Origin of the sequence: Chitiniphilus eburneus, assembly GCF_005048205.1 — a bacterium.
Taxonomy (GTDB): domain Bacteria; phylum Pseudomonadota; class Gammaproteobacteria; order Burkholderiales; family Chitinibacteraceae; genus Chitiniphilus; species Chitiniphilus eburneus.
In genome coordinates this window covers 19,429-31,371 of sequence record NZ_SUMF01000036.1, presented here as the reverse complement: position 1 = coordinate 31,371, position 11,943 = coordinate 19,429, and the positions used below count along the sequence as shown (strand labels likewise).

Genomic DNA, 11,943 nt, shown 5'->3' with positions numbered 1-11,943 from the left:
CACACTCAGCCCTCGGCCAAAAACCTCCAGCCTCCAGGCTTGGCGGGAACAACCTATTGCAACTCGACACCTAGGGCGAATCGACCTTCAAACGTGGGTGCGAAGGACGAAGGCCGGATGCAGGGCAAGGCGTGTCGAGCGAAGTGGGGTGATCCCCACGAGCGAGGCACAACGCAGCGCTGCGCCGGCCTTCCTCCTTCCCTTCGGGTTGGTCCGTGGGCCGATATCTGCTTTGTCGCACGGCTTGCAGAGAGGAAGGCTCTCTGCGGCGCCGCGCTTCGCGCAGCCACCCGGCCCACGAACCAACGCATCCCATGTTTGAAGGTCGATTCGCCCTAGGCGCCACGCACCTCGCCCCGCAGCAACAAAGGGCTGAAGGCCTTGGCCGAGAGCGTGATGGCATCGCCCACCTCGTACGGCGCGGCATCGACGTCGTCGGCCAGCACGTCGACCAGTTGCTGGCCGATCGCCACGGTCAGGCGCCAGACCACGTCGGAACGGTGCTTGGCGATCAGCCGCCCCGACAATGACAGCCGCCCATTGGCGCGCGGGGCGAGAAACACCTGTTCCGGCGTGCCGTGCCGGGCGATGCGGCCGTCCTCGATGCACCACACCTGATCGGCCAGCTTGAAGACCTCCGGCAGATCGTGCGAGACCATCAGCGTGGTCAGCCCATAACGGCGGTGCATGGCCGCCAGTTCGTCCTGCAAATGGGCGCGTAGCGCACCATCCAGCGCGGACAGCGCTTCGTCCAGCAGCAGCAGGCGCGGCTCGCGCGCCAGAGCGCGCGCCAGGGCCACACGCTGTCGCTGGCCGCCGGATAGCTGGTCCGGCCGCTGCGTCGCGACGATTTCCAGTTCGAACAGTGCCAGCAGCTCCGCCACCCGCGCCGCGCCCGTGGCGCCATAGGCAATGTTGTCGCGCACGTTCAGGTGCGGAAACAGCGCGTAATCCTGGAACACCATGCCGATACGGCGATGTTGCGGCGGCAGCGGCCTGCGGCCGCCAACCCACGTCTCGCCCGCCACCACCAGCCGGCCGCGCTCGGGCTGGGCCAGGCCCGCCAGCAAGCGCAGCAAGGTGCTCTTGCCGGTACCGGATGGCCCCCATAGCGCCAGCAAAGTCTTTTCCGCCACGGTGCCGGCGTAATGGTAGGCAAAACCGCCCTGGCTGCCTTGCAGGTCGAATTCGATCATGCGCGCACCGCCCGACGTTGCAGCCAGTGCACGGCAAACACCACGGCGAACGCAAAACCGCACAGGATGGCGGCATAGGCGTGCGCCGCCGGATAATTCAGCGCCTCGACCTCGGTGTAGATGGCAATCGACGCCACGCGCGTCACGCCCGGGATATTGCCGCCCAGCATCAGTACCAGTCCGAACTCGCCCACCGTATGCGCGAATGCCATCACCGTACCGGCCACCAGCGCCGGCTTCACGCAAGGCAGCTCGACATGCAGCAAGGTATGGAAGCGGCTCTTGCCCAGCGTGAGCGAAACGTCGATCAGATTGGCAGGCAGCCCGGCCAGCGCGGCACGGATCGGCTGCACCATGAATGGCAGGCTGAACAGCACCGAACCGACCACCAGCCCGGCGAAGGAGAACACCAGGCGTACGCCCAGCACATTCTCCAGCCACGCGCCCACCGCGTTGCCCGGCGAGAACGCCCACAGCAGATAGAAACCGAGTACCGATGGCGGCAACACCAGCGGCATCGCCACCAGCGTTTCGACCAGTGGCCGCAACCGGCTGCGGCTATGCGCGATCCACGCCGCCAGTGGCACGCCCAGAATCAGCAGGATGACGGTGGTGGTCGCCGCCAGGCGCGCCGTCAGCCAGAGCGGCGCCAAATCCAGCGTCACGACGCGCCATCCAGCAACGCCATCTCATTGGCCTTGATCAATGCTTCCACCGTATCGCCCGGCGCCAGTGCCAGCCGGCGCACCGAGCCGGTGGTGATCAGCGCGGACAACGGGTAGCCGGCGCATTCGAGCCGCACCCGGGACAACAACCGCCCTTCCTCGATCCCGATCACGGTGCATGGCAGCAGGTTACGCAGGCTGATCAGGCCGGTGCGGCCCTTGGCCAGCGCCACTTCCGCTTCGTTGAACGCCAGGGTCACCGCGCGCCCCGCCGTCCAGGCGGGATCGCTGGCGCCCACCAGCATCGCCGTGCAGCGCACCTTGCGGGCAACCTCCACTTCGGCCAGTGCGATGCCGTCGGCGGACTCCAGCTCGATCAGGATGCCGGGTAACGTGTTCATGGCAGCAGGTAACCGTGGCGCTGGAAGATCGACTGCGCCTCGGGCGTGAACAGGAAATCGACGAACTGGCGCGCCAGCGGGTTGTCCTCGCCGTGCTTGAGCAGCACCACGCCTTGCAGGATCGCCTGATAGCGCGAAGCGGGGATTTCCACCCAGCGCGCCTGGTCGCGCAGCGCGGGCGAGTTGACCACCGACCGCGCGGTAAAGCCGATGTCGGCGGCACGGCTGGAAACGAACTGGTCAGCCTTGGCGATGCTCTCACCGAACACCAGCTTGGGCTGGATGGCGGCAGCCTGCGGCAGGCCATCGATCACGCGCTGTGCCTCGCGGCCATAGGGCGCGGTGCGCGGGTCGGCGATGGCAATGCGGCGTACGCGCGGATCGGTCAGCACGGCCTCCCAATCCTTCATCGGCAGATCGCCCATCGTCCACAGCACCAGCGCACCGCGCGCGTAGACGCGAGGCTGTCCCACGGTCAGGCCCTGCGATGCCAGTTGCTCGGGGTAATCCATGTCGGCGGAAAGAAACACGTCGAATGGCGCGCCATGCGCGATCTGCGCCGCGAACACGCCCGAGGCGCCCACGGTGGATGCCGGCTTCGCGTCGTAACGCTTGGCAAAGGCGGTGGCCAGATCATCGAATACATACCGGGCGCTGGCGGCCACGGCGACCAGCGGTTCCTTGGCCTGCGCCACCAGGCTCACGCCCAGCATCAGGCACAACAGCAGCGCTCTCATCGGTATCTCCTCGAAAAGGTTTCCGAACGATAGCAAGCGCAACCCCACAGGTAAAACTGGCCTTTCGAACTAGGCCGTCCCGCGCCGGCACGCCATGTCCGGCAGGCTGGGCCAAGGCATGGCCAGGCGGAGTTGGGCATACTGTGCGGCCATCCACGCAACGAGATGGGCGCACAACGCCCGCTCTCACTGCTCATCGCGCCTACAGGTATCCCGATGCCCCGCAAGCCCTTCCAGCCAATTTCCGCCCTGAGCTGGCGCATGCTGCTGTTTCCGCTGTCGCTGGTGCTCTACGAATTCGCTACCTACATCGCCAACGACATGATCCTGCCCGGCATGCCGGCCGTGGTGCGCGAATTCGGCGTGGGCGAAGCCTGGGTACCGACGGGGATGTCCGCGTTCCTGGCGGGCGGCGCGGCGTTGCAATGGCTGCTCGGCCCCTTGTCCGATCGCGTCGGCCGGCGACCGGTCCTGCTGTTCGGCGTGGCGTTCTTCGTGGCCAGTTGCCTCGCCACCTTGCTGGTGGACGGTATCTGGCCGTTCGTGATCCTGCGTTTCGTCCAGGGCTTTGGCCTGTGCTTCGTGGTGGCGGTGGGCTACGCGGCCATCCAGGAGGCCTTCACCGAAGCCAGCGCCGTCAAGGTCACGGCGCTCATGGCCAACGTGGCGCTGATCTCCCCCCTGATCGGCCCGCTGGCGGGCGCGGTGATGATCGAATACGCGCCGTGGCGCTGGATTTTCGTGGTGATCGCCGCCGTGGCCGCCGTTTCGTGGTTCGGCCTGTGGCGCGCCATGCCCGAAACCGCCCCACCCACCGCCGGGCCGCTACGCGCCCGCCATATCTGGCACGACTACCGCGCCGTGCTGGGCAACCGCCGCTTCCTGCTCGGCACGCTGGCCCTCTCCGCCGGCGGCATGCCATTGATGGCCTGGATCGGCCAGAGCCCGGTGATCCTGATCGAACGCGCGGGCATGAGCGCGCTGGATTTCGGTATCTGGCAGATCCCCATCTTCGCGGCGCTGATCGCGGGCAACCTGGCGCTGGCCCGCTACGCGGCGCGCGTGCCGGTACGGCGGCTGGTGGCCATCGGCAGCGTGCCGCTCATGGCCGGGCCGATACTCACCCTGGCGACGCTCTGGCAACCCGCGGGCTGGGGCTGGCTCATCGCCGGCATCGCCATCTATGCCTTCGGGCTGGGCCTGGCCAATGCCGTGCTCTACCGGCTGACGCTGTTTGCCAGCGACATCGGCAAGGGGACGGTTTCCGCCAGCCTGGGCATGGTCACGCTGCTGGCGTGTTCGCTGGGAATCGAACTGGTGAAGATCGGCTACGCCTGGCTCGGCAATGGCTGGGTTGCGCTGGTGAGCTGCGCCGCGGGACTGGGCTACATTCATTGCACGCGCGCCTTTCTGGGCGGCGAGGCGAAGCGCTGAGGGCGCCCCGGCGGCCACATCCGCATCGCCCATGCCGCTCGCGCCGGAACGTCGATTCGCCCTAGAATCGCGCCCATGGCCACGCCCGATCCCATCCTGCTGGACATCCCCGAAGAAATCGTCACGCCCCGCCTGGTGCTGCGTTGCCCGCGCCCCGGCGACGGAGTCGCCGTCCACGCGGCGGTGCTGGCCACGCTGGCGCAACTGCGCGCCTGGCCGGCGTCGCTGCCCTGGGCGCAGGACACCCCCTCGCCGGCCGCCAGCGAGCGCTGGTGCCGGCTGGCGCGGGCCGAGTTCATCCTGCGCCAGCAACTGCCCTGGCTGATTCTCTCCCGCGCCGACGGTACCTTGCTCGGCGCCTGCGGCCTGCACCATCCCGACTGGGACGAAGACAGCTTTGCGATCGGCTACTGGCTGCATCGCGCACATTGGGGCCATGGCTATGCCACCGAAGCGGTCGATGCCCTGGTCGGCATGGCCCATCGGCATCTGGGAATGCGCTATTTCACCATCGACTGCGATGTCCGCAATCTGGCCAGCGCCCGCGTGGCGGAACGTGCCGGCTTCGTGTTGCAAGGCCGTCAGCCATTGTCGTGGGAGGAAGCAGGCGAAACCGGAGAGATCCTGCTCTACGGACGCACCCTGCCGTGAATCGCATCGTTCCCGCGCGCCTGATGTTCACGACGGAAGGCGTGCCTTATTCCGACACCTTCGACGATGTCTATCACTCCGCCGATGGCGGCCTGGGGCAAGCACGCCATGTGTTCCTGACGGGTAACGACCTGCCCCGGGCCTGGCAAGGCCGAGAACTGTTCACCATCGTCGAGACCGGCTTCGGCCAGGGACTGAATTTTCTGGCCACCTGGCAGGCGTGGCGCGCCGATCCGCAGCGCAGTGCCCGGCTGCATTTCGTCTCCCTGGAGCAATTCCCTTTCAGCCGGGACGACCTGGCCACGTTGCACGCGCGGTATCCCGAGCTGGCCGGGCTGGCGACCGAACTGCGCGCGGCCTGGCCGGCGCTCACTACCGGCCTGCACCGGCTCTGGCTGGATGGCGGGCGCGTGGTCCTGACGTTGGCGCTGGGCGACGCGCAGACACTGTTGCCGCAACTGGAAGCCCGCGCCGACGCCATCTTCCTGGATGGCTTTTCGCCAGACCGGAATCCCGAACTGTGGCAGCTACCCATCTATAAGGCACTGTGGCGGCTGTCCCATGCCGACACCACACTGGCTACCTATACCGTTGCCGGCGATGTGCGGCGCGGCCTGATCGAAGCCGGGTTCGGCGTGCGCAAGGCAGCGGGGTTCGGCGGCAAGCGCCAGATGCTGCGCGGCACCGTGGCGCGTATACCGCGCCAGCCCGCCCGCCACGAAGGCGCCCGAACCGCCGTGATCGTCGGCGCCGGGCTGGCAGGCTGCGCCGTGGCCGAACGCCTGGCCGCACGCGGCTGGCAGGTGACGTTGCTGGAAGCCGAAAACGACATCGCACTACGCTCCTCGGGCAACCATGCCGGCCTGATGCACCCTTATTACTCGCGCGACGACAATCTGCTGGCGCGCCTGACCCGCGCCGGCTGCGCACTGGCCGGCCGCCACTTCGCAGCGCTGGATGCCGCCGGGCTGCCATTGCGCCACGCCCGCGACGGCGTGCTGCAACTGGCCAAGAACGACGCGCAACAGCGCTTGATGGCGGAACTGGCCGCCGAGGGCGGCTGGCCCGATCTGGCGTTCCTTCCACCAGAGGCCGCGAGCGCGCGCGCCGGCATCGTGCTGGAGCGCGGTGGCTGGTGGTTTGGCGACGGCGTCACCGTATCGCCGCCCACGTTGTGCCGCGCCAATCTGATGCGCCATGCGGACCGGATCCAGCTGCGGCCCCAGGCCGAAGTCGCCACGCTGCGACGTGAAGGCGAAAACTGGATTGCACTGGATGCCTCGGGCGGCGAGCTGGCCCGCGCGGGCGTCGTGATCCTGGCCAATGCAAGCGCGGCCCTACGGCTGGCACAGGCCGCCATCCTGCCGTTGCAGGACGCGGCGCGGGTGGCGACCGTGGTCCCGGCGGAAGAACTGCCCATGCCCCGTACCCCGCTGGCGGGCGATGGCTATGTCACCGGCGCGCTGGCCGGCGCCCGCGTAATCGGCGCGGCCCCCCTGGCGGCAGCGCTGGCCGAGGCCGAGGCCGCCAATCTGGCGGCCTTGCAGGCACTCTCTCCCGGGATCGTCCCTCCCACCCGGCCGGTCAGCCGCGCCTGCCTGCGCCCCACCTCACCGGACCGGCTTCCCCTGATCGGCGCCCTGCCCCTCGCCGAGCAATCGGCCAGTTGTCACCAGCTACGCCAGATCGCTCGCCATCCCGGCCTGTATGCCGCGCTGGCCTTCGGCTCACGTGGCCTGACCTGGGCCACCCTGGCGGGCGAACTGCTGGCCAGCCACCTGAACCACGAACCCGCCCCGCTCGAGCGTCCATTGCTCGACGCGCTCGACCCCGCACGCTTCCTGTTGCGCGCGCTGCGCAGCACCCGCTGACCCGCCCACGCCCCTGTTTGCCCGCGCCCGTCAGTGCGACAGGCCAGTTTCATCGTTTTTGCCGCCCAAAGCTGGTATCCAGTGCAAGCCCGGCAAAGTTACCCCTCCCGCAGCCCTGAACCCTCGGACGCCTGGTACGGGCGCGCCAATTCGACTTTCAAGGCAATTACATAGCCTCTTAATTAAATGAAAATATTTAATTTTCATTTATCGCAAGGTTTTTTCTTTTCTGTCCCAACCAGCTTTTTTTACGCGGACAGAACACAAACCAACACGAATGGAAAGCTAATTTCCCGAATCTGCCGTTGATCGTTTTTTAGGCCGATTTCGCAAAAATCCATATTCCAAAATCCGAATCAGACCATTACGATTCATCTCAATAAGAGAACGCTAATGTTCTGACAAAGCTTGTAGGGAGAAGGTTTGCAGCGGGTGTCAACATCCTTGTTTTGATTGATGAACACCACGAATTGAACCGCTGCCATTTATCTTCGCAGTGATATGGAGTTGTACTTCATAATGAAATCCACCAATTTCAAATCGATTATTTTCGCCACGTCCATGTTGATCGCGGCGTTTTCATCCCAGGCCGAAGCCGGCATGGATTACGCCAAATACAATTTGCTGAGCAATTTCGGTTTCGAGCAAGGCGCCGGCGCAGTGGCGGGCCTTTCCAACGGCTGGATCACCGACAAAAGCGCGGGCTACACCAGCTTCCAATTGGTGACCTCCGTACCGTACGAAGGCACCACGGCGCAACTGATGAACTTCTCGTCGCTGAACAGCGGCAAGTGGGCGCGGATCTACCAGGATGTACCGGTCACGGCCAATCGCCAGTACTACGCCAGCAGTTTTGTGCGAGTGCAGGCCATCACTGGCGCCCGCTTCGAAATGCGCGTCGAGTTGCTGGACAAGACCGATACGGTGGTGCAAAGCCGCTCCACGGACTGGTACCTGAACCAGAGCCTGACCGCGCCCACCAACGGCTGGACCAACCTGAAGATGAATGGGGCCGTGCCGGCCGGCGTGGTCAAGGCACGGTTGTCATTCCGCGCGACAGGCAACGAGAACAACAGCAGCGGTGCCATATTGATCGACGCAGTGCAGCTCAGCCAGACCCAGATGCAGCTCGGCCGGTTCGAAGTTGCCGACCTCAGCGAGTTCGACAAGCTCGACGCCAACCCCGGTGCATTGCTGGCCAGCGACTCGGTGGCCCGCAGCGGCAAGAAATCGCTGGCGGTGCAACTGCGCAATACCGATCCGCTGGTGTCGTCGGGCAAGCGCGCAGAGCTGTCCAAGCTGGACGTGGGTGAGAACGGCAAATCCTATGCCTATGGCTTCAGCCTGTATCTGCCGACGGATTGGAAAAGCGATACCTCGATGGAAGGCGTAGCCCAATGGCACGTGACGGGCGATCCGGGCGACGTGGCCCGCTCGCCGAGCCTGGCGCTGATGATTCAGGGCGACAAGTGGGTGCTGGCCAAGCGCTGGGACGACCAGGCGATTTCCACCTCCAACAGCCTGGCCGCGCTGCACTACGAGGTCATCTATGAAGCACCGCTGATCAAGGGCAAGTGGGAAGACTGGGCCTTCGAAGTGCGCTGGGACTACCGTCCGCAGGCCGCTGGCGGGATCGGCTACACCCGCGTCTGGCGCAATGGCGTCATCGTGCTGTCGTCCAATGCCCCCAACAGCTACAACGACCAGAACCAGAAGTACTTCAAGATCGGCCTGTACAAGTGGGACTGGAACAACGGTGCCGCCACTCAGACCACCTATCGCAAGCTGTACATCGACGATGTGCGGATCACCGATGCCAACGGCACCCACCTGGATGTGATGCCCTGAGCGGGATGCAATCGACCACGGCGCCTTCGGGCGCCGTTTTCATTGGCGTGCCCGCCCGCACAGCAGCCCCCGTTCCCGGGCCGTACAGTTGCAACTGTTACGCTACTGCGTCTCCTCATCGGGGCTACACCTGAATCTGTAACGGTCGATGACGGCTGCCTAAACTGTCCCCTGGATCACTACCCACGGGGAACGCCATGAAAACCACGATGCTGCATTGCCAGGGATTGCTCACCCTGGAACACGCGGGCCCCAGCGAGCTGCATTGCCGCTCGGGCGTGCTGTGGATCACCGAAGACGGGCGCGACCTGATCGTCCATGCCGGCGAGCGTTGCCCACTGCGAGGCGGTGGCAAGGTGCTGGTCCAGGCCATGGCGCTCAGTCATTTCAGCATCGAATCCCCCGGCTTGCGCCCACAGAGCGGCTGGCTGGCCAGGCTGGCCCGGTACACACCCCGCTTCGGGCAGTTCGGAGCGGCGCGCTACGCCCAGTGAAGGCAACCGGCGGGCGGCGCAACTTGATGCGGCGTGGCCCGGTCGTATCGCCTACGCGCGACACCGCCGCGCGATCCGCGAATGACGGGAGGCCATCATGCGCCATGTCGTCGTGCTGCTTGCGTTGTCCCTGGGGCCCGGGATGCCGGTTCATGCCGAGCTGGTCGAACAAATCGCCCACATGCGCGCAGTCATCGAGATGCGCTGCGGCCCGCGCATCAACGTGCTGTGGGTGGATGAAGCCGGCGTGGCACCGCCCTGCCAGCACAGCTATTCGCCCGGTTGCGAGGAGATCCAGGGCGGCGCGCCCAATCTTTGCATCGCGCCAGACTCGGAGCAGAGCGGGGAAACGGCGCAGTTCTAGGGCGAATCGACCTTCAAACATGGGATGCGTTGGTTCGTAGGCCGAGTGGCTGCACGAAGCGCAGCGCAGCAGAGAGCCTTCCTCTCTGCAAGCCGTGCGACAAAGCAGACATCGGCCCGCGGGCCACCCCGAAGGGAAGGAAGAAGGCCGGCGCAGCGCTGCGTTGTGCCTCGCTTGTGGGGATCACCCCACTTCGCTCGACACGCCTTGCCCTGCATCCGGCCTTCGTCCTTCGCACCCACGTTTGAAGGTCGATTCGCCCCAGGCTGAAGCAAGCGACGGCAGCCCGGATCAGTCCGGCAACGGCAGCCGGGTCTGGATCAGTTCGCCCAGGCGACGGATCGCCGCTTCGTGGCGGGTGGTCCACGTCTCCACGCAGCAGATACGCATGCAATTGCGATAGCTGCGGCTGGGGCTGAACAGCTCGCCCGGCGTGAAGTTGATGCCCTCGGCCATCGAATCGCGCAGCAACTCGCGCGTATCGACCTGCGGCGGCAACTCCACCCACAGTACGTACCCACCTTGCGGTACGTTCAGCCGCGCATCCGACGGGAAATAGCGCCGGATGGCATCGACCGCCGCGCCCACCTGCTCGGCCACCGCACGGCGCAAGCGCCGCAAGTGGTGATCATAGCCACCGTTTTCCAGAAAGCGGGCAATCGTCTGCTGCAACGCCAACGGCGTGGAGTAGGTATTGATGAACTTCAGCCGCTCGATCTCGCGCTGCCAGCGCCCCGCCACCACCCAGCCGATGCGCATGCCGGGGGCCAGCGCCTTGGTGAACGACGAACACAACATGACATTGCCACCGCCATCCTCCACCGCCGGGTCGAAGGCCTTGGCCGGCCGTGGGCGCTCCCCCCGATGGAAGAATTCGCCGTAGAGATCGTCCTCGATGATGGGAATGCCCCGCTCGGCCATCAGTGCCACCAGCCGCTGCTTGTTTTCGTCGGGCATCAGGCAACCCAGAGGGTTGGAGAAGTTGGGCAACAGCAGGCAGGCCTTGACCTTGCCATCGCGCGTGGCCAGATCGAGCGCTTCGATCGACATGCCGGTTTGCGGATGGGTCGGGATTTCCAGCGCCTTCAACTGGAAGCTCTCCAGCATTTGCAGCAGGCCGAAATAGGTGGGCGACTCGATCGCCACCACGTCGCCCGGCTGGGTGACCGCGCGCAGGCACAGGTTGATGGCCTCCAGGCAGCCATGCGTGATCAGCACTTCGTCCGCCTCGAACTGGCCGCCCCAGGCCAGCGCGCGCCGCGCGATATGGCGCCGCAGTTCGCCATCGCCCACCGGCTTGCCATAGTCGGCCAGCAACTTGGGTTGATGCCGCGTCACCTGCGACAACAGCCGTTGCAGTTGCTGGGTGGGATACAGGTCGGGATCGAGAATCGCCAAACCGAAATCGACGCGGATCGGCTTCAGTTCACTGGCCTGATACGGCCACAGCACCGGCGGCGTAACGACTTCCAGCGGCTCGCACGGCGGCTGGGTCAGTCCGGGCAGGTTCAGGAGGCGTGCCCTGGCCACGTAAAAGCCGCTTTGCGGGCGGGCTTCGATCAGGCCACGATCTTCCAGCGCGCGGTAGGCCTCCATCACGGTGGACAGGCTGACATGGCGTTGCGCCGACAGCTTGCGAATCGACGGCAGCTTTTCGCCCGGCTTCAGCACACCCGAAGTGATCGCCTGCGCCAGCTCCTCGGCAAGCTGGTAATACAGCGTATCGACCTTGCGGTGTCCCGCCGGGCAACGGACGTCATTCATCTGGACTGTTCCTGCTCTTGCGTCATCGGATCGGCAGCGCCACGCGCTGCTGCGACGCGGTACGCTGGATAACACTATAACGTACGGCTTGCGGGGCGAAACAGTTTCAGATTGTGCGAAAAAAAGAGTGCATCAGCATGACAGTTTGTCGAATCGGGCAAACGGTCGATCAGCGGGCGGCGGGGGTGGAAGCACTCAGCGGCGCAGGCAGGGTACTGGGCGCCACCGGCTTGGAACGGTCGAGTATCTGGAAGAACACTTCATCCTTGCGAATCATGCCCAGCTCGTTGCGGGCACGCTCCTCGATGGCATCGGTACCGGTCTTCAGATCCTGGACTTCGGCGGACAGCGCACCGTTGCGCTCGCGCAGCTTGTCGTTGCCCGCCTTCTTGTCGGCCAGCTCCTGATCGAGCTGCCAGACGCGCAGCCAGCTACCCTTGCCGACCCAGAGCGGCCATTGCAGGAGCGCAATCACAAGCGCGAGAACGATGGCGAGAATGCGCATAGGGAACCGTAGG

12 protein-coding genes are annotated in these 11,943 nt (G+C 65.5%); 6 read left to right on the top strand and 6 right to left on the bottom strand.

The genetic code is table 11. From position 1 onward, the window contains the following. Positions 1-335: 335 nt before the first annotated feature. From FAZ21_RS18075 to modA, 4 genes are read right to left on the bottom strand one after another with little or no spacing between them, the layout of a single operon-like run. On the bottom strand, positions 336-1,196 hold the full coding sequence (locus tag FAZ21_RS18075) for an ABC transporter ATP-binding protein (protein WP_136774833.1): 861 nt from the start codon (positions 1,194-1,196) through the stop codon (positions 336-338). Beyond that, positions 1,193-1,861 (bottom strand): molybdate ABC transporter permease subunit, encoded by a 669-nt coding sequence (modB, locus tag FAZ21_RS18070; RefSeq protein ID WP_136774832.1) that lies wholly within the window; start codon positions 1,859-1,861, stop codon positions 1,193-1,195. Before modB ends, FAZ21_RS18075 begins: the two co-directional genes overlap by 4 nt. Beyond that, positions 1,858-2,262 (bottom strand): TOBE domain-containing protein, encoded by a 405-nt coding sequence (locus FAZ21_RS18065; protein WP_136774831.1) that lies wholly within the window; start codon positions 2,260-2,262, stop codon positions 1,858-1,860. Before FAZ21_RS18065 ends, modB begins: the two co-directional genes overlap by 4 nt. After that, positions 2,259-2,999, bottom strand: coding sequence for a molybdate ABC transporter substrate-binding protein (gene modA, locus FAZ21_RS18060; protein ID WP_136774830.1), 741 nt, complete (start codon positions 2,997-2,999; stop codon positions 2,259-2,261). The genes FAZ21_RS18065 and modA overlap by 4 nt, the downstream gene beginning before the upstream one ends. Positions 3,000-3,215: 216 nt before the next feature. On the opposite strand from modA, the gene FAZ21_RS18055 reads away from it, so the two are divergent. The 6 genes from FAZ21_RS18055 (at position 3,216) to FAZ21_RS18030 (ending at position 9,661) form a co-directional block, all read left to right on the top strand. Beyond that, positions 3,216-4,433 (top strand): MFS transporter, encoded by a 1,218-nt coding sequence (locus FAZ21_RS18055; RefSeq protein WP_136774829.1) that lies wholly within the window; start codon positions 3,216-3,218, stop codon positions 4,431-4,433. Positions 4,434-4,508: 75 nt separating this feature from the next. Beyond that, the gene (locus FAZ21_RS18050) at positions 4,509-5,084 is read left to right on the top strand and encodes a GNAT family N-acetyltransferase (RefSeq protein ID WP_136774828.1); all 576 of its coding nucleotides are present in this window, start codon (positions 4,509-4,511) and stop codon (positions 5,082-5,084) included. Then, positions 5,081-6,955, top strand: a complete 1,875-nt coding sequence (gene mnmC / locus FAZ21_RS18045; RefSeq protein WP_211243520.1) for a bifunctional tRNA (5-methylaminomethyl-2-thiouridine)(34)-methyltransferase MnmC2/FAD-dependent 5-carboxymethylaminomethyl-2-thiouridine(34) oxidoreductase MnmC1 — start codon at positions 5,081-5,083, stop codon at positions 6,953-6,955. Before FAZ21_RS18050 ends, mnmC begins: the two co-directional genes overlap by 4 nt. Positions 6,956-7,474: 519 nt before the next feature. Further along, positions 7,475-8,803, top strand: coding sequence for a polysaccharide lyase family 20 protein (locus tag FAZ21_RS18040; protein WP_169307484.1), 1,329 nt, complete (start codon positions 7,475-7,477; stop codon positions 8,801-8,803). A 197-nt stretch (positions 8,804-9,000) separates the two neighbouring features. Beyond that, the gene (locus FAZ21_RS18035; protein ID WP_136774826.1) at positions 9,001-9,297 is read left to right on the top strand and encodes a DUF2917 domain-containing protein; all 297 of its coding nucleotides are present in this window, start codon (positions 9,001-9,003) and stop codon (positions 9,295-9,297) included. Between the two features lie 97 nt (positions 9,298-9,394). Continuing rightward, complete coding sequence (locus tag FAZ21_RS18030; RefSeq protein ID WP_136774825.1) at positions 9,395-9,661, top strand: hypothetical protein; 267 nt, start codon at positions 9,395-9,397, stop codon at positions 9,659-9,661. 291 nt (positions 9,662-9,952) lie between these two features. Here the strand turns inward: FAZ21_RS18030 and FAZ21_RS18025 are convergent, their stop codons facing one another. Continuing rightward, the gene (locus FAZ21_RS18025; RefSeq protein WP_136774824.1) at positions 9,953-11,425 is read right to left on the bottom strand and encodes an aminotransferase-like domain-containing protein; all 1,473 of its coding nucleotides are present in this window, start codon (positions 11,423-11,425) and stop codon (positions 9,953-9,955) included. A gap of 169 nt (positions 11,426-11,594) precedes the next feature. After that, positions 11,595-11,930, bottom strand: coding sequence for a cell division protein FtsB (ftsB, locus tag FAZ21_RS18020; protein ID WP_136774823.1), 336 nt, complete (start codon positions 11,928-11,930; stop codon positions 11,595-11,597). Positions 11,931-11,943 lie beyond the last annotated feature (13 nt).